12 protein-coding genes are annotated in these 18,287 nt (G+C 72.2%); 7 read left to right on the top strand and 5 right to left on the bottom strand.

Annotated features, from left to right (window positions below; translation table 11 throughout):
• The first annotated feature begins 10 nt into the window (after positions 1-10).
• The 5 genes from fxsBH (at position 11) to ACZ4TV_RS13115 (ending at position 9,516) form a co-directional block, all read left to right on the top strand.
• A complete protein-coding gene (gene fxsBH / locus ACZ4TV_RS13135) occupies positions 11-2,284 on the top strand; it encodes a radical SAM/SPASM protein FxsBH, inactivated beta-hydroxylase extension form (RefSeq protein ID WP_468133837.1) in 2,274 nt (757 codons plus the stop codon).
• A gap of 107 nt (positions 2,285-2,391) precedes the next feature.
• Entirely contained in the window at positions 2,392-3,129 is a 738-nt protein-coding gene (locus tag ACZ4TV_RS13130; RefSeq protein ID WP_468134103.1) for an AAC(3) family N-acetyltransferase, read from the top strand.
• Positions 3,130-3,172: 43 nt separating this feature from the next.
• Entirely contained in the window at positions 3,173-4,552 is a 1,380-nt protein-coding gene (locus tag ACZ4TV_RS13125) for a TIR-like protein FxsC (protein ID WP_468134101.1), read from the top strand.
• Entirely contained in the window at positions 4,536-8,531 is a 3,996-nt protein-coding gene (gene fxsT, locus ACZ4TV_RS13120) for an FxSxx-COOH system tetratricopeptide repeat protein (RefSeq protein WP_468133835.1), read from the top strand. The genes ACZ4TV_RS13125 and fxsT overlap by 17 nt, the downstream gene beginning before the upstream one ends.
• An 88-nt stretch (positions 8,532-8,619) precedes the next feature.
• Positions 8,620-9,516: a DUF4231 domain-containing protein gene (locus ACZ4TV_RS13115; protein WP_468133833.1), complete on the top strand. Its 897-nt coding sequence runs from the start codon at positions 8,620-8,622 to the stop codon at positions 9,514-9,516.
• A 27-nt stretch (positions 9,517-9,543) separates the two neighbouring features.
• Here the strand turns inward: ACZ4TV_RS13115 and ACZ4TV_RS13110 are convergent, their stop codons facing one another.
• The 3 genes from ACZ4TV_RS13110 to ACZ4TV_RS13100 all read right to left on the bottom strand — a co-directional run bounded on the left by ACZ4TV_RS13110 (position 9,544) and on the right by ACZ4TV_RS13100 (position 12,789).
• Positions 9,544-10,023, bottom strand: a complete 480-nt coding sequence (locus ACZ4TV_RS13110) for a hypothetical protein (protein WP_468133831.1) — start codon at positions 10,021-10,023, stop codon at positions 9,544-9,546.
• A 96-nt stretch (positions 10,024-10,119) separates the two neighbouring features.
• On the bottom strand, positions 10,120-11,004 hold the full coding sequence (locus ACZ4TV_RS13105) for a S1 family peptidase (protein WP_468133829.1): 885 nt from the start codon (positions 11,002-11,004) through the stop codon (positions 10,120-10,122).
• Positions 11,005-11,472: 468 nt separating this feature from the next.
• Positions 11,473-12,789 carry a DUF5685 family protein gene (locus ACZ4TV_RS13100; protein WP_468133827.1) on the bottom strand — a complete coding sequence of 439 codons (1,317 nt, stop codon included), beginning with the start codon at positions 12,787-12,789 and terminating at the stop codon, positions 11,473-11,475.
• Between the two features lie 285 nt (positions 12,790-13,074).
• Here ACZ4TV_RS13100 and ACZ4TV_RS13095 point away from each other — a divergent pair, with 285 nt between their 5' ends.
• Positions 13,075-13,524, top strand: coding sequence for a cell division protein SepF (locus ACZ4TV_RS13095; protein WP_319731194.1), 450 nt, complete (start codon positions 13,075-13,077; stop codon positions 13,522-13,524).
• A gap of 9 nt (positions 13,525-13,533) precedes the next feature.
• Here ACZ4TV_RS13095 and ACZ4TV_RS13090 read toward each other — a convergent pair whose 3' ends face one another.
• Together ACZ4TV_RS13090 and ACZ4TV_RS13085 are read right to left on the bottom strand one after the other, a co-directional pair.
• Entirely contained in the window at positions 13,534-14,706 is a 1,173-nt protein-coding gene (locus ACZ4TV_RS13090) for an acyl-CoA dehydrogenase family protein (RefSeq protein ID WP_468133824.1), read from the bottom strand.
• A gap of 331 nt (positions 14,707-15,037) precedes the next feature.
• A complete protein-coding gene (locus ACZ4TV_RS13085) occupies positions 15,038-16,699 on the bottom strand; it encodes an MFS transporter (protein ID WP_468133822.1) in 1,662 nt (553 codons plus the stop codon).
• 282 nt (positions 16,700-16,981) lie between these two features.
• Here ACZ4TV_RS13085 and ACZ4TV_RS13080 point away from each other — a divergent pair, with 282 nt between their 5' ends.
• Complete coding sequence (locus ACZ4TV_RS13080) at positions 16,982-18,097, top strand: hypothetical protein (protein ID WP_468133820.1); 1,116 nt, start codon at positions 16,982-16,984, stop codon at positions 18,095-18,097.
• Positions 18,098-18,287 lie beyond the last annotated feature (190 nt).

Genomic DNA, 18,287 nt, shown 5'->3' with positions numbered 1-18,287 from the left:
GACTGGTGGAATGACCGGCCTGATCGCATTCAGCGAGATCGTCCTGAAAGTTCACAGCAGATGCGATCTTGCTTGTGATCATTGCTATGTCTACGAACACGCAGATCAGAGCTGGCGAGCCCGGCCTAAAGTGATCTCCCCCGAGGTCATTTCACATACCGCGTCGCGGCTCGCCGAACATGCCCGTGACCATGCACTCCCCTCCGTCACGGTGATTCTCCACGGAGGGGAACCCCTGTTGGCGGGCACCGCCCGGCTCCGCCTCGTGTGCGAGGAGTTCAGCCGGGCGCTGACCGGGATCGCCGCCCTCGATCTGCGGATCCACACCAACGGGCTCCAGCTCAGCACCCGTTACCTGGACCTCTTCGACGAGTTCGGCGTAGGGGTCGGCATCTCCCTCGACGGGGACCGCGCGGCCAACGACCGCCACCGCCGTTTCGCGGACGGCCGTACGAGCCACCCGCTGGTCCTGGCAGCCGTCGCGCTGCTCCGCTCGGAGCCCTACCGCCACCTCTACCAGGGTCTGCTCTGCACCGTGGACGTGGCCAACGACCCCGTCGCCGTACTGGACGCGCTCGTCGAACTCGAACCCCCGCGCGTGGACTTCCTCCTCCCGCACGCCACCTGGGAGACGCCCCCGGCCCGTCCCGACGGCGCCCCCGACGCGTACGCGCGCTGGCTCCTGCGGGTCTTCGACCACTGGGAGCGCCTCGGACGCCCGGTGCCCGTACGGCTCTTCGAGTCCCTGTTCTCCACCCTGCGCGGCGGACCCAGCCTCACCGAGTCGCTCGGCCTCGCGCCCACGGACCTCGTCGTCGTCGAGACCGACGGGACCCTGGAGCAGGTGGACTCGCTCAAGAGCGCTTTCGAGGGGGCCGCGGCCACCGGGTTCAACGTCTTCGACCATACGTTGGACCAGGTCGCGGCCCATCCCGGGGTCCGCGCACGGCAGCTGGGCCTCGCGGGCGTCAGCGATTCGTGCCGCCGCTGCCCCGTCGTACGTTCGTGCGGAGGCGGGCTCTACACCCACCGCTACCGGGACGGGGGCGACCCCGGGAACGCCGCCGCGGGCTTCGGCAACCCCTCCGTGTACTGCACCGACCTGCGCGAGCTCGTGGACGGGGTCGAGGGGCGTACGGCACTTCGGGACACCGCGCCGCAGCTGTCCGACCCGGCCGAACTCGCCCGCTCCCAGGAGGAGCTGACCCGGATCCTGCTGGCCCGGCTGCACGCGGACCTCGCGGCCGAGCCCGACTGGGCTCGCGCCTGGGACCTGCTGGCCGCGGTGGAGGAGGCCGGGGACGCGGGCGTGGACGCGCTGGACGCCGTACTGGACCACCCCTTCACCCGGACCTGGGTGCTGGCGGCACTGGACGCCGCCCGGGACGGCAGGCCGGACGGTCCCGAGGCCGCGCGCCGGCTGACCGCGCTGGCCGTCGCGGCCGTACTGCGCGGCGGGCTGGACCTGCCGGCCGAGGTGGCCTACCGGGACGGCGAGGTGTACCTGCCGACGCTGGGGCTGCTGCGGCTCGGCGAGCCCGGCACGGAGGGCAGGGCCGCGCTGCGGGTCACCGACGAGGGGTACGCCGTACGGGACGGACGCGCCGAGCACCGCTTCGGGCCCGCCGCGGGTGACGCCCGCTGGCAGCCCGTACGCACCTGGTCGCCCGGGCCGGACGCGGCCCCGGTGGCGCTGGAGGACCTCGACCCCTACCGCAACTGCTTCGCCCGCCCGCCCAGGCTCCGCCTCGGCGCCGGCGAGGCCGAGGAGTGGCGGGGCAGGCTGGGCCGGGCGTGGGCGCTGCTGCACAAGGCGGTGCCCGAGTTCGCCCGGGCGGCGGCCGTCGGGCTGACCACGCTGACTCCGCTCGCGGGCGGCCCGCGGGCCGGCGGCTGGGGCGAGGCGGGCCGGCACGGGCCGGGGGCGCTGGGGGTGCCGTACGCGGCGGGGGTACGGGAGACCGCGCTCGCGCTGCTGACCGGGCGGCGGCGGACCCGGCTGCGGGCCCTGACCGAGGTGGCCGACCTGTACGCGCTGGACGGGGAGTGGCAGCACCCCTCGCCGTGGCGGGAGCACCCGGTCCCGGTGTCCCGGCTGCTGGCCGACGTGCACGAGCGGGTGGCGGTGGAGGCGTACCGGCGGGCCACGGCGGCCCGCGAGCCGGGCGGCTCGGACCGCATCCACCAGGCCCTGGACCGCCTCTCGGAGGCGGCCGAACTGACCATCACCGGCAAGCGCCTCGTCGCGGAGCTCCGCTACGAGCTGAAGACGGTCGACGCGTGACGGCTCCCGCCGCGGCGCCGGACCCCGCCGGGCCGCGCCGGGCCCGCCGCGGCGCCGGGACCCTCCAGCTGGCCGTGCAGCTGCGGCTGCTCGGGGTCCGGCCCGGGATGCGGCTCATGGTGCACTGCGCCCTGGGCGGGACCGGGCTGCGCGCCGAGCAGCTGCGCGACGCCCTGACGGGCGTTCTCGGCCCGCGCGGCACGCTGGTGGTCCCGACGTTCACCCCGGAGAACTCCAGGACCTCCCGCGCCCATCTGGAGCGGATCGCCGGCCTGGACGAGTCCGAGGTGCGGGCCTTCCGCGACCGGATGCCCGCCTTCGACCCGGCGAGCACCCCGAGTCAGGGCATGGGCTCCCTCGCCGAGGCCGTCCGCACCGCCCCGGGCGCCGCGCGCAGCGCCCACCCGCAGACGTCCTTCGCCGCCGTCGGCGCGGACGCGCGGCGGCTCTGCTCCGGGCACCGTCTCGAAAGCCACCTGGGTGAGGAGTCACCCCTGGGAAAGCTGTGCTGGGAGGGCGGGCAGGTACTCATGATCAATGTGGGGTTTTCGGTCTGCACCGCTTTCCATCTCGCGGAGTATCGAATTCCGAAGCCCCCCTTGCGCATGTACGAGTGTGTGGTGAAGGTGAACCTTCCGGAGGGGCGGCAGGGGCCTCAGCAGGAGGGGGAGTGGACCGCGTACGAGGACGTCGCGCTGGACGACAGCGATTTCGCGGAGATCGGCAGGACGTTCCCGGAATCCCGGGTGCGCAGGGGGCGGGTGGGAGGGGCGTCGACCGTGCTGTTCTCCCTCCCGGATGCCGTCGATCACGCTCTTGAGTGGATGACCGAAAACAGACGCTGATTGACTGAACGATGAGGGGATGTGGCGAAGCAGCTCCGGAATGATGTTTCTTCGCTCGCATCTTCGGGACGGGGGTCGTGTGCCCGCATCAGGGGAGCCGTACTTTTTTCTTAGTTATGCGCATACACCGAGGTTCGGGGCCGGGGGACCCGATCCCGACATGTGGGTCGAGCGCCTCTTCCGTGACCTCTGCGGTCATGTCATGGCGCTGACGGATCTGCGCGCCGGGTACGACGTCGGGTTCATGGACCGGGAGATACGCAGCGGCGAGGGCTGGTCCGAACGGCTCGCCCGGGCACTGGCCAACTGCCGGGTCTTCGTTCCCCTGTTCTCGCCGCGCTACTTCGCCAGCGAAATGTGCGGGAAGGAGTGGTTCGCCTTCGCGCAGCGCGCCATCCGGCACGGCGCGGTGAGCAACAAGCAGGCCGAGGCCATCGTGCCCGCGTTATGGGTGCCGGTGCCCGCGGAGCAACTGCCCGGTCCGGCCGAGCGGTTGCAGTTCAACCACAACACCTTCGGCGAGCGCTACGTCACCGACGGCCTGTACGGCCTGATCAAACTGCGCGGTTACGCCGACCAGTACGAGCAGGCCGTGTACGAGCTCGCCCGGCGCATCGTCCAGGTCGCCGAGACCGTCCACCTCGACCCCATCCGCCCGCTGGACTACCGGAACGTGCCGAGCGCCTTCGGTGCCAGCGGCAGCCCCGCCCGCTCCCTGCACGTGACCGTGGCCGCCGCCACCCGGCACGATCTGCCGGAGGGCCGCACGCCCGAGTACTACGGGGACACCGCGCTGGAGTGGAATCCGTACCATCCGGTCGCCCAGCGGCCCATCGCCTACGTCGCCGAGGACCTGGTCAAGAACCTCAACTACCAGACGACCATGTCCTCCTTCGACGACGAGGCCGGGCACGTCGACAGCAAGCAGCTGCCGACCCGGCCGGAGATCCTGATCGTCGACCGCTGGGCGGTGGAGGACGAGCAGCGGCGCCAGCGCCTGGCCGCCTTCGACAGGGACCCCCGGCCGTGGATCAACGTGGTCGTGCCGTGGAACCGCTACGACCACCAGAGCCGGTCGAAGGAGAGCGAGTTGGCCGACCGGCTGGAGGAGACCATGCCGAGGACGATGAGCCAGGGCCGGGCCGCCTGCCGGGCCGCCGCCAACGGCGTGGCCAACATGGAGACCCTCGGCCAGATCCTGCCGCAGGTGGTCGAGGCCGCCGCCCAGCAGTTCCTCAGACACGCCCAGCCGTACCCGCCGAAGGGCGACACCACCGAACGGCCCCGGCTGCTCGGGCCGATGGGGATGAACGGGCCGCCCGCGCCGCCACCGCCGCGTGTTCCGTTCCCGCCCGACGCCGGCCTCCACGACAACGACGACAACGACACCGACCGGGGGGACGCGGATGACAGCGAGTCGTGACAGTGACAGCCGTGACGGACGCATCGTCACCTTCTACTCGTACAAGGGCGGCACGGGCCGCACCATGGCGCTGGCCAACACGGCCTGGATCCTGGCGGCCAACGGCAAGCGGGTCCTCGCCGTGGACTGGGACCTGGAGGCGCCCGGCCTGCACCGCTTCTTCCACCCCTTCCTGGACCCCTCCACGCTCGGCGCCACCACCGGGGTCATCGACCTGATCAGTGAGTACGCCTGGGCCGCGACCAGTCCGGTGCAGCGCCCCGACGACTGGCACAAGGACTACGCGCGGATACAGCCGCACGCCGTCTCGCTCACCCCGGAGACCCACGGCTGGGAGTTCCCGGACGGCGGCACCCTGGACTTCGTCTCGGCGGGCCGGCAGAACCGCGAGTACTCCGCGACCGTCTCCACCTTCGACTGGGACAACTTCTACGACCGCCTCGGCGGCGGGCTCTTCTTCGACGCCTTACGCGCCGACATGAAGAGGAACTACGACTACGTCCTGATCGACAGCCGCACCGGTCTCTCCGACATCGCGGACATCTGCACCGTCCACCTCCCGGACGTCCTCGTCGACTGCTTCACCCTGTCCGACCAGTCCATCGACGGCGCCGCGTCCGTCGCCCGCCAGATCGACGAGCGTTTCAACGACCGCGGCATCAAGATCTACCCGGTCCCGATGCGCATCGACGAGGGCGAGAAGGAGAAGGCCGACGCGGGCCGCGCGCTGGCCCGGATCAAGTTCGACCGCTTCCCGAACGGCCTGGTCGGGGACGAGCTCACCTCGTACTGGGGCGCGGTGGAGATCCCGTACCGGCCCTACTACGCCTACGAGGAGACGCTGGCGACCTTCGGCGACGAGGCCGGACTCACCAACTCCCTGCTCTCCGCCTTCGAGCGGCTCACCACGGTGGTCACCGAGGGCGAGATCACCTCCATGCCTGCCATCGGCGACGAGGTCCGCCTGCGCATCAGGGACGCCTTCACCCGGCGCCGCCCGGCGCTGCCCGCCGACCTCTTCCTGTCCTACGTCGCCGAGAACCGGATGTGGGCCGACTGGATCGAGTCGGTGCTCACCCGGGCCGGCTTCCGGGTCGTGCCCAAGGACGTCTCGGCCGAGCGGCCGCCGGCCACGACCGGCGCGGGCACCTCCGGCGACACCCTGGGCGGCGCGGGCCTCAGCCTCGACACCGCCGCCCGGACCGTGGTGCTCCTGTCCACGGCCTACCTCAAGTCCGCCCGGGCCGTGGAGGTGTGGGAGCGCGCGGCGGCCGAGGACCCGACCGGGGGCCGGCGCCACCTGGTGCCGCTGCGGGTGGGTGACGTACGGCTCTCCACGCCCTACATCGACCGCAATCCGGTGGACCTCTTCCGGCTCGACGAGGTGCACGCCACCGCCGCCCTGCTGCGCGCGGTGGAGCGGCCCATGGCCCTGCCCGACAGCGTCGGCACCGCCTCCCAGCCCGGCCCCCGTTTCCCGGGGACCGTCCCGAAGATCTGGAACGCGCCGCCCCGCAACCCCGGATTCACCGGGCGCAGCATCGTGCTGGAGCGGATGCGCGACCAGCTCGGCGGCGGCATGGCCGTGGTGCTTCCGCAGCCGCAGACCCTGTTCGGTCTCGGCGGTGTCGGCAAGACGCAGGTGGCGCTGGAGTACGTCCACCGGTTCATGGCCGACTACGACCTGGTGTGGTGGATCTCCTCGGAGCAGACCGACGACGTGGTGGCGGCCCTCGCGGAGCTGGCCGTACGCCTGGGGGCGCAGACCGGCGAGGACATGGCGGCCGCCTCTCAGGAGGCGATCGACCTGCTGCGGCGCGGGGTTCCCTCCGCCCGCTGGCTGCTGGTCTTCGACAACGCGGACGATCCCGAGACGCTCAAGCGGTTCTTCCCGCCGGGCGGCCCGGGCCATGTGCTGGTGACCTCCCGCAACCAGTCCTGGTCCCAGTACGGTGACGCGCTCCCGGTGGACGTGTTCCTGCGCGAGGAGTCCATCGAGCACCTCCAGCGCCGGGCTCCGGGGCTCAGCAAGGACGACGCCGAGCAGGTGGCGGTGGCGGTGGGCGACCTGCCGCTGGCCGTCGAGCAGGCGGGCGCCTGGATCGCGGAGACCGCGACCCCGGTGTCCGCGTACCTCGAGCAGCTGGCCCAGCAGGCCGCCCGCGTCCTGGCACTGAACCAGCCGCCGGGCTACCCGGAGCCGGTGGCCGCCACGTGGAACATCTCCATAGAACGGCTGCAGTCCCGCTCCCCGGCCGCCGTCCGGCTGCTCCAGCTCTGCGCCTTCCTCGCGCCGGAACCGATCTCCGCGAACCTGCTCTACAGCAAGGAGATGATCGACGCCCTCAAGCCCTACGACTCCTCGCTGCAGGAGAAGCTGGTGCTCGGCCGGGTGATCCGGGAGATCGGCCGGTTCGCCCTGGCCAAGGTCGACCAGGTCAGCAACAGCATCCAGGTGCACCGGCTGGTCCAGGCCGTGATCCGGGCCCAGCTGAGCGAGGAGGAGCAGCGGGAGGCCCGGCACGCCGTCCACCGGATCCTGGCCGGCGCCCGGCCCGACGACGACGAGCCGATCGACAACCCGGAGACCTGGCCGCGGTTCAACACCATCTGGTCGCACCTGACCCCGTCCGAGGCCCGGTACTGCAAGGAGCCGGAGACCCGCCGGCTGCTGATCGACCGGGTGCGCTATCTCTGGAAGCGCGGCGACTTCAAGGCCGCCTACCAGCTCGGCGAGGAACTGCGCGAGGCGTGGAAGGAGATGCTCGGCAACGACGATCTGCAGTACCTGTACCTGCGCTTCCACCTGTCGAACATCCTGCGCTCGCAGGGCCGGTTCGTGGAGGCCAAGGAGCTCGACGAGGTCACCCTGGAGCGGCAGCGGGCGGTGCTCGGCCCCTCGCACCCGCACACCTACATGACCATGAGCGGCCTCGCCAACACCCTGGGCGCGCTCGGCCACTACACGCAGGCGATGGAGCTGGCGACCGACGCGCACGAGGGCTTCAGCCAGATCTTCCACGAGGCCCACCCGCGCACCCTGGCCGCCGCGAACAACCTGGCGCTGAACCTGCGGCTGGTCGGCCAGTACACCAGAGCCCGCGAGATCGACCAGGAGGTGCACGACCTGCGTACGGAGGTGCTCGGCCCGGAGCACCCGTACACCTTGTCCTCCGCCCAGAACCTGGCCCGCGACCTGCGCGAGGTGGGCCGGTACGAGGACTCGGTACAGCTGCTCAGCCGGACGTACGAGACCTACAAGCGCACGCTGGGACGGGCCTTCCCCGGCACCCTGTCGGCCGCGAAGAACCTGGCGGTGTCGCTGCGCCGGGCGGGCCAGCTGGAGGACGCCTTCCGGCTGACCACGGCCACCCGGGCCCGCTACCGGGCCAAGTACACCTCCGTCAACCCGGACCTGTTGTCCTGCGAGCTGAACCTGGCCTCGGACCTGTTCGCGACCGGGGATCCGGGCGGGGCGCGGGACCTGGCGCAGGAAGTGGTGGACGAGTACATGAAGGTGCCGGGCGAGCGGCACCCGTACACCCTGGCGGCCGTCAACAACCTGGCGGTCTTCCACTGGGGCACGGGCGCGGCGGAGACGGCGGAGACGATGCTGCGCCAGACGATCCGGCTGATGCGGGACGTCCTCGGCGACAACCATCCGCACACGGTCTTCGCCCACCTCAACCTGGCCAACACCCGGGCCGACCTGGGGGATCCGGAAGGCGCCCTGGAGCTGGAGCGCCTCGCGGTGATGCGGCTGCGCGAGGCGCTCGGGGCGCACCATCCCGAAACCCTGGCGAGCGCCTCCAACATGGCGGTCAGCCTGGACTCGATGGGCCGCAAGGAGGAGGCGGCCCGCGTGCGCGCGGAGGCGGTGGCCGAGCTGACCCGGCTGCTCGGCGAGGAGCACAGCCTGACCCGCTACGCCCGCGACGAGCGGCGGATCCACCGCGATCTGGAGCCTCTCGCCGTGTGATCCGACGGAGGACGGCGGGGCCCTCGCGACGACGGGGGTCCCGCCGCCCGCCACCCGACATCAGGGGGGCGTTGTTGTGACCGACAGCATGACCTTTCGAAACGAGGACCTGCCGGCCCTCTTCCACCACACCGACCAGGCGGCGATCTCCCGGCAGCGGGAGTCCACCCAGGCCACGCGGGCCCAGCTGCTGCTGCTCGTCGCCGCCGCCGCGGCCGCCGCGCTGCCCTCGGGGCCCGAGCTGGGCTCGCTGCACCTCTTCGGGCTGCTGAGCGTGCTCGCGTACGCGGGGGTGCTCGGCGTGGGGATGCGGGCGACCAGGCGCCGGGCCCGCCCGCAGTGGCAGCTCAACCGCAGCGCGGCGGAGTTCATCAAGTCCCTGGCCTGGCGGTACGCGGTGCACGGGGCGCCGTTCGGCAGTGAGGTCGCCGCTCCCGAGGCGACGTACCGTACCCGGCTGGAGGCGGGCCTGGACGAGCTGCGGAAGATGGGCTGGGAGGATCCGCGGACCGCCGGGACCGTCCCGGAGGGCGGGGAGATCACCGGTGCGATGCAGCGGCTGCGCGGCATGGACTACCAGGTGCGGCGGGAGACGTACGTCCGGGACCGGCTGATCGAGCAGCGCAACTGGTACCGGCGGCGGACGGAGGTGTCCCGGCGGGCGACGAACCTGTGGTCGTGGACGATCGTCCTGCTGACCTGCCTGGCGCTGCTGTTCGCGCTGCTGGGGTCGTTCGGGTCGGGTCCGGGCCCGAAGCTGACCGGGCTGCTGAGCGCCGCGGCGGCGGCCGGCATCGCCTGGAACGAGGTGCGCCGCCACCATCCGCTGATCGAGGCGCACACCCTGATCGAGCAGGATCTCGCGACGATGATGGTGGTGATGCAGACGACCATCACGGAGTCCCAGTGGCCTTCGTCGGTGTACGAGACGGAGCGGTACGTCTCTCCGCAGCACACGGACTGGCTGGCCCGGCACAGCAGTTGAGGAGGCGGGGCCCGTAAGGGGCGTGGCTCAGTCCCGGGTCACGCCCGCCCGCCAGATGACGGTGACCGGCTTGCCGAGCGCCCGCGCGTAGGCGACGATCTCGGCGGTGCCGCCGTGCCCGCGGGCGGGCAGACCGTCCCAGACGGCGACGAGCCGGTCGCAGGATTCGGCGATGTAGGTGCCGGCGGCGTAGTAGGCCTCGTCCGTGGAGCGGGCGAAGCCCATCCGGATCTCCTCGGTGGCCCGGAGCTTGAGCCGCCGGTAGCGGGCCAGGGCCCCGGCGTCTTCGAAGGCCTCCTCGTAGTCCTCGCTGGGGACCACCACGGTGAGGCACGCGCCGTATTCGAGCGCGATGGCGGCGAACAGCTGGTCCGCCCCCTCGGCGAGGCTGGAGAAGGCCTCCAACGGCCCCTCGTGGCCGTCCAGTACGGCCCGCAGGCCGCTCTCCACATGGCCGAGCACCGAGTCCGGAAGGGACCGGTGCCCGGTCACGCCGATGCGTTTCATACAGAGACCTGCTCCCCCATGGACGCGGACACCCTGGACATCCTCCCAGAAGGCGGGAGGACGTCCAGGGTGCGAACGGGGGCGCGTGCGCCACCGTCAGTAGACGCTGACCCCGTAGGCGTTGAGGGCCTCGACCACGGGCTGGAAGAAGGTCGTCCCGCCCGAGGAGCAGTTGCCGCTGCCTCCGGAGGTGAGGCCGACGGCGCGGGTGCCCGAGTAGAGCGGGCCGCCGCTGTCGCCGGGTTCGGCGCACACGTTGGTGCGGATCATGCCGTAGACGATGTCGCCGCCGCCGTAGTTGACGGTGGCGTTGAGACCGGTCACCGATCCGCTGTGGGTGCCGGTCGTGGAGCCGCGCCGCTTCACGGCCATGCCGACGGTGGCGTTGACCGCGCTGGTGATGTCCTGGCCGCCGACGGTCCCGGGGGGCACCGGCGAGTTGCTGGCGTACTTGATGAGACCGTAGTCGTTCGTCGGGAAGCTGGAACCGACGGTGGAGCCGACGACGGTGGTGCGGGCGGAGTTGCTCCACCAGGTGCCCGCGCCGTCGGTGCAGTGCCCGGCGGTCAGGGCGTAGTACGTGCTGCCGCTGCGCACGTTGAAGCCGAGGGAACAGCGCCAGCTCGACGCGTAGATGGCGTCTCCGCCGGAGACCAGTTTGGTGAGCTTGCCGGGGATGCGCTCGATGCGCAGCGCTCCGGCTTCGGCTCCGGCCTCACGCTTGATTCTCGCGATGCCGGCGGCGGGGACGGTGGAGTCGGCGGTGACCACGAGGGTCCCGGTGGCGGGGTCGGTGTGCCAGGCGGTGCCCGCGACGTCGGCGCGCAGGACGGCTGCGCCGGCCGAGGCGAGCTGGGCGGCACTGAAACCGCCGTCCTGTGCGTCCGCGCTCGCAGCGGTGGGGACGGCGAGCGCTGCGGCGGCGGCCAGGCCGGTGGCCACCGCGAGCAGCCTGGTACGGGTCATGCGCTTGATCCTCACTTCTCGTCCTCCTGGAGAGGGTCGGGGGCCCGGCGGATGTGGGGGTGCCAGAGCCCGTGAGGCGCAGCCGGGGGCACGGCGGGCGCATAAACTTTGGCCGTGCCCCTGACAAGCGCTGTCGGGAGTGTCCTGTCGTCGGTTACCGGTCGCAAGAGCGCCTTTCAGCCGCCGCTCGCCCGCCGCCGCCTGGAGCGGCAGCGGTGATCGCGCCCCGCGCGCCCGGTATGTCGCGCTTCGGGAAAGGGAAGCCGGGGTCGGCGACGCGTACGGTCAGCGCCACACCGGCCCCGGTCGTGCGCCAGCGCCCCGGAACGGCCGGAATTCGACCTTCCGGGTAGGGGTGCCCCGTGCGGCGCCGGGTGGCGTGCGGATCGTCCGCGTCATCGTTCATGCCGCTGAACCCTTCCACGCCGGTCCGGACGGGAATCCCCGCGTACGCCGTCCGGACCTGTGCGATCTGAAAGGACCTCAGCAGCCGTCGCAGGGGCAGCAGCAGCACCCATCGCAGCCACAGTTGCTGCAGCAGTCGCACCCGTCGCAGCAGTCACCGGCGTCGCAGAGGGGCTCGCGCCGCTGGCGCGACCACGGACCCTCGTACTCGGTGCAGCACATCTGGCAGGTGCAGAACAGCCCGATGGCCACCGCGCAGCCCGCGAGCAGCCCGCGCCGCGGCCGCTGCGGGGGCAGACCGCCGCCACCGCCGCCGCCACCGCCGGGCCCCATGGGCGGCGGCATGCCCGGCCCGCCGGGGGCCTGGGGGGCTCCCGGGGCGTAGGGGTTGCCGCCGTAGGGGTTCCCGCCGTACGGATTCGCACCGTACGGCGTCGCGCCGTAGGGGTTGTCGACCGTGTGCGGGCCGCCCGCGTACGGGCCGCCCGCGTACGGGCCGCCGCCCTGACCGGCCGAGGCGGTCGCCGTGTGGCCGCAGCTGCTGGTCCCGAAGGCCCGGTCCACCGAGGTGCGCAGCTCGTGCACGAGCAGCCGGTGGGCGAGCCCCGCGTCCGCGAACTCGACCTCGCGCAGCGCGAGCCGGATGCCGTGCAGGGCGTCGTCGCAGAGCCTGCGGGCCTCGGTGAGCGAGGTCCCGGTGGCGGTGAGCGGGTTCCAGGCGCCCGCCGCGGCGTCGGCGCCTTGGTCCTCCACCGCGTCCAGCAGGTGCGCGAGCCGCCCGAAGTAGCGGCCCGCCTCGGCCAGCGCGGGGGCGTTGCCTGGACGTCCGGCCAGCTGCGCGGTATGCGCGAAGGCGGCGGCCGTCGCCGTCTCCGTCGGCTCGGTCACCACGAGCACCGGCGTGCCGGGGCCCGCCAGCGTCTCTATGCCCGCCTGCCGGTCCACGGCGTCGACGAGCACCGCCGTGTCGAAGCCGAGCGAGGCCCCCGTACGGGCACCGGCCCGGTCCCAGCCGCGGGCCACCTTGCGGGCGGCCGCGGCGATGGGGGCGCGGGCCAACAGCCCGTCGCGGTCGGCCACGTGGTCGCGCACCTTCGCGGAGGCGAGGACGAGCGAGACGGCGGCCGCGAGCCGCGCACCCTCGCCCCGGGCCACCGAGGCGGTGCGCATGCCGCGCAGGGGGCAGGGCCCCGCGGTGCGCCGGGCACCGGGCGCGGGACCGGCCTGAGCCTCCGTCAGAACGGATACGAGCAGCCCGTCGTAGTTGGTGACGATCCGGGCGAACTGTCCGTGGTCCCCCCGAAGTGCCAGACACAGCCCGCACAGATGGGCCATCCACTCCGCCTTGAACCGCTCCCCCAGCCGGTGCGTGCAAGGTCTGACGATGCCGAACAAGCTGCTTCCCCCGTGTGTCGTACGCGTACCTGCGGGGCATCGTATCGACCCGCGTCTTTCACCCGTACGTCCCCATCGCTCACCCGCACGGCGGCGGCGGTCGTATTTTCACTCAGTCAGCAGTGGTAGCCACCAGGACCCTTGACCGTGCAACGGATGTTCTGCACCAGTACCGTCACGAAACCCCTGCGCGGCGACTATCCACTTGGCGCGTTGTCAGCATCATGGACGAGCATAGGGGCAGCGGAGAGAAGACAGACTGACCGCGGTGAAAGGAGGCAGTCCATGGGTTCGGTGCGCAAGGCGAGTGCCTGGCTGGGTCTCGTGGAGGACAGCGACGACGAGCGCTACTACGACGACGACTACGCGGAGGCCGCGCAGGGTTCGGTGGCCGGCCCCGGCGAGCAGTGGGTGACCGACCCCCGGGTCAAGGTGGCATCCGAGTCGGCCGTGGAGCACGGCCGTCGGATCGCGACGGTCACCCCGGACGGCTTCCGTGACGCGCGGGGCATCGGCGAGCTGTTCCGCGACGGGGTCCCGGTGATCGTGAACCTGTCGTCGATGGACCCGGGCGACGCCAAGCGCGTGGTCGACTTCGCGGCCGGTCTGACCTTCGGCCTGCGCGGTTCGATCGAGCGGGTGGCGACCAGGGTCTTCCTGCTGACCCCGGCCGACACCCAGATCGTGAGCGGCGAGCCCGGCGGCCGCTCGCGCGACTTCTTCAACCAGAGCTAGGCAGGGCCCTCACCGGAAGGCGTCGAGCCCGGTGAGCGCCTTGCCCAGCACGAGCTGGTGCATCTCGACGGTGCCCTCGTAGGTGAGGACCGATTCGAGGTTGGTGGCGTGCCGCATGACGGGGTATTCGAGGGAGATCCCGTTGGCACCGAGGATGGTCCGCGCGGTACGGCAGATGTCGATGGCCTCGCGGACGTTGTTGAGCTTGCCGAAGCTGATCTGCTCCGGCCGCAGGGTGCCCGCGTCCATCCGACGGCCCAGGTGGTGGGCGAGCAGGATGCCCTTGTGGAGTTCGAGGGCCATGTCCGCCAGTTTGGCCTGGGTGAGCTGGAAGCCGCCGATCGGCTTGCCGAACTGCTCCCGCGTCCTCGCGTAGTCGAGGGCGGATTCGAAACTGGCGCGCGCCGCGCCCATGGATCCCCAGATGATCCCGTACCGCGCGTGGCTGAGGCAGCCGAGCGGGCCCTTGAGCCCGGTGACCTCCGGCAGCACCGCGTCGGCCGGCAGCCGCACGTCGTCCATCACGAGCTCGCTCGTGACACTGGCCCGCAGGGACCACTTGTGCTTGATCTCCGGCGCGGAGAACCCGGCGGTGTCGGTGGGCACCGCGAATCCGCGGATCCCCTCGTCGGTCTGCGCCCACACGACGGCGACCGCCGCGACGGAACCGTTGGTGATCCACATCTTGCGCCCGTTCAGCACCCAGTCGCCGCCGTCGCGCTTGGCGTAGGTCCGCATCGCGGCGGGGTCCGATCCCACATCGGGCTCGGTCAGCCCGAAGCAGCCGATCAGCTCGCCCGCGGCCATGCCGGGCAGCCAGCGCTGCTTCTGCTCCTCGGAGCCGTACTTCCAGATCGCGTACATCGCCAGCGACCCCTGTACGGAGACCAGCGAGCGGATGCCGGAGTCGGCGGCCTCCAGCTCCAGGCAGGCGAGGCCGTACTGCACGGCGCTGGCGCCGGCACATCCGTAGCCCTGGAGGGACATCCCGAGCGCCCCGATGGCACCGAGCTCCCGGGCCAGCTCCCGGATCGCCGGCAGCTCGCCGCTCTCGTACCACTGGGCGATGTCCGGCAGCACCCGGTCGGCGGCCCACTGGCGAACGGTGTCCCGGACGGCGAGGTCCTCGGGCCCGAGGAGCTCGTCGAGCCCGAGCGGATCATGGGGCAGGAACGCGGACACTGGGCCTCCCGGCGGCCTGAGACAGAACCTAGCAGCGCAAGTTTTCACGCCCAGCCGACGCTATGCGCCTCCGCCCCCCAAATCCAGCCCCGCCCGCCCCAACCCAGCCCCGCCGCACCAATCCAGCCCCGCCGGCGTTTGAGGCGCGGGGTCCGGGGCGGAGCCCCGATCTCTCAGCCCCGCCGGGCAAATCGAGCCTCGCCGGCGTTTGAGGCGCGGGGTCCGGGGCGGAGCCCCGATCTTTCAGCCCCGCCGGCGTTTGAGGCGCGGGGGTCCGGGGGCAGCGCCCCCGGCAACGGCGCCGCGCCGCACCGCACCACACCGCACGCGGTCAGCGCGTCGCACTCTCCACCGAAGCCGCCCGCTGCTCCCCGGCCGCCTGCACGGGCAACCGCACCACGACCGCCTCCGCCTCCACCTCGGCACTCTCCCCCGCCCCACAGTCCATCGCCCGCGGCAGCTTCAGCGCCATCACCGCCCCCGCCAACAGCAGCCCCGCACTCACCAGCAGCGTCACGTGCAGCCCGTGCACGAAGGAGTGCCGCGCCGCGGCGTACAGCGAGGCCCCCGCCGGCCCCCCGAGCCCCGCGGCGATCTGGTAGGCCTCGCCCAGAGAGTTCGCGGCGCCCGCCGAGTCCGCCGCCGAAACCCCCGGCACCCCCACGAGCCCCGGCCGGTACGCCGCGTTCATCACGCTGCCCAGCAGCGCGATGCCGATGCCCGCGCCCAGCTGGTACGAGGTCTCGCCGATCGACGCCGCGCCGCCCGCGGTGGCCGCCGGGGCCTCGCTCAGCATCGACTCGTACGCGGCGAACAGCGTCGTCTGCAGCCCGAAGCCGAGCAGGATGAAACCGACCGTCAGCAGCAGCGGCCGGTCCTGCTGGCCCATCAGCGTCAGCAGCAGCACGGCGAAGGCCGTCAGCAGGAAGCCCAGCGAGACCATCGCGCGCGGCCCGACCCGGCCCAGGGTGTACGACCCGGTGGCGCCCGCGGCCATAGCGGCGAAGGTCAGCGGCAACAGCCGCAGGCCGGTCTCCAGCGGGCTGAGCTTCAGCACGAGCTGGAGGTACTGGACCGCGATCAGCTCCAGGCCGACGAGCGCCAGCATGGCGAGCACGATGCAGCCCACCGAGGTGGAGAAGGCGACACGGGAGAACATCCGCATGTCGATCAGCGGGTGCGCGCGCCGCTTCTGCCGCCGTACGAACAGCACGAGCAGCGCCGCCCCGACCAGCAGAGGGACCAGCGCCTCGGCATCGAGGAGCTGGCGTTCGGCGCCCAGCCGCTTGATCCCGAGCACCGAACCGAGCACACCCGCGGCGGCCATCAGCGCGCCGAGCACGTCCCACGGCCCGTCCGCGGTGCCGCGCGACTCCGGCAGCAGCCACCGCCCGAGCGGCAGGATCAGCGCCATCAGCGGGATGTTGATGAGGAAGACCGAGCCCCACCAGAAGTGCTCGACGAGGAAGCCGCCGAGGACCGGGCCGCCGGCCGCGCCGATCGCCGCGACGGCGGTCCAGATGCCGATGGCCACCGCCCGCTCCCGCCGGTCGGGGAAGACCTGGCGCAGGATCGACAGGGTGGCGGGCATGATCATCGCGCCGCCGATGCCGAGCAGGGCGCGCGCGGCGATGAGGACCTGGGCGTTGTCGGCGAGCGAGGCTATCGCGGAGGCGACGCCGAAGAGTCCGTAGCCGAGGAGGAGGACGCGGCGGCGGCCGACCCGGTCACCGAGGGTGCCGAAGAGGATGAGCAGCGCGGCGCAGACCAGCGGGTAGGCGTCGACGATCCACAGGAGCTCGATCGGGCCGGGGCGCAGGTCCTCGGTGACGGAGGGGACGGCGACGTGCAGGATCGTCGCGTCGAGCGCGACGAGGACCAGGCTGACGCAGAGAACCGCCAGGACGACCCAGCGGTTGGCCCCGCCGGAAGCCGCGCTGAGCCGCTGCCAGGGGGAAGGGGTTCCGACCCCGGCCGCGTTCGTCCCCGACATGCATGTACCTCCCAGGTGATCCCTCGCGCTCGGCGGACCAGCGTCTTGTGGAGCCACGGGGGGTGGTGCGCTGTGCGGCGTCCAACGGGGTCCGGCATCGACACGCGAGTGAACGGTCAGCGTACGCGAGTTCGTCTGTCCGACACGTGGCCAAGCTCTCATCCCCGCGACGGCCCCCGTGTGTCGTACGCCACTCCCCCCACCCGCATCCTCCCCCGCGTACACGCCCGCTCACGGCCCGTGGTCCCCGGCCCCGGCCAGGGTCCGGCGCCACCGATAATCATGCCCGTGAAAGATCTTGGATTTCGCCGGGCCGCGCCCGCGCTGACCGTGTTCGCGGCGGTCCGGCTGCTCGGGCTGACCGTGCTCGGGGTGTGGGGTGCGGTGGTCGGCAGCAGCCCGCACACGCTGCTGTCGGCGCGCTGGGACTCGCTCTGGTACGCCCGCATCGCCGCCGAGGGGTACGGCTACGAGGTGGTCCTCCCGAACGGTGACGTTCACTCGAACCTGGCCTTCTTCCCGCTGCTGCCGTGGCTGGAACGGCTGGTGTCGGCGGCGACCGGACTCTCGTACGGCTCCGCCGGCCTGGTGGTGTCGGCGGTCGCCGGGCTCGCCGCGGCCTGGGGGATCTTCGCGGTGGCCGATCTGCTGCACGGCCGCCGGGCCGGGGTGCTCGCCGTCGCGGTGTGGGCGGCGCTGCCCGTCGGGATCGTGCAGTCCATGGCGTACAGCGAGTCGCTGTTCACCGCACTCGCCGCTTGGACGCTGTACGGGGCCCTGCGCGGCCGGTGGCTGACGGCAGGCCTGCTCGCGGCGGGGGCGGGACTGACCCGCCCGGTCGGCGCGGCGGTGGTCGCGGCGGTGTGGGTGGCCGCCGTACTGGCCTGGCGGCGCGGGGAGCGGTCCTGGCGGGTGGTGGCGGGTGCGCTGCTGGCTCCGATGGGGATGGCGGCGTACGTGCTGTGGGTCGGCGCGCGCACCGGGGGCGGGCTCCTCGGGTACCTGGACGTGCAGGCCGGCTGGGGCAACGGCTTCGACGGCGGCTGGGCCTTCGCCCGCTTCATCGGGGCGAAGCTGGCCTCGTCCGCCTTCCTCGCCGGGGTGGGGCTGATCGCGGGGGTGGTGCTGGTGCTGTGGCTGTACGGGCAGTGCGTACGGCAGCGGCAGCCGGCGCCGCTGCTCGTGTACTGCGGGATCGTCGTGGCGCTGGCGCTGTGCGCGTCCGGCTACTTCGGCTCCAAGCCCCGGCTGCTGCTGCCGGCCTTCCCGCTGCTGCTGCCGCCGGCGGTGGCGCTGGCCCGGTGGCGGACCCGGCGGGCGGCCCTGGTGCTGGCAGCGGCGGCCCTGGCTTCGGCGCTCTACGGGGCGTTCTGGCTGAACGGCTCGGGTCCTCCCTAGAGCACCGACATCACGGAACGGATCATTTCCAGCCACCGTTCGGCAAAGGAAATGACGTGGGGCAATAAATCCCGGGTAAGTGGTCGAAGGAATTGCCGGGACGGTGGATCAAAACGGGTCCAACCGCAGCCTGAATACCGGGAATTAAGTTCCGCGTGAGACCAACTCCACATCACATGGTCATCACAAA

Source organism: Streptomyces sp. NPDC028910 (assembly GCF_055564955.1).
Note: the sequence above shows the minus strand (reverse complement) of the source record. Positions and strands in the feature narration are given on the sequence as shown.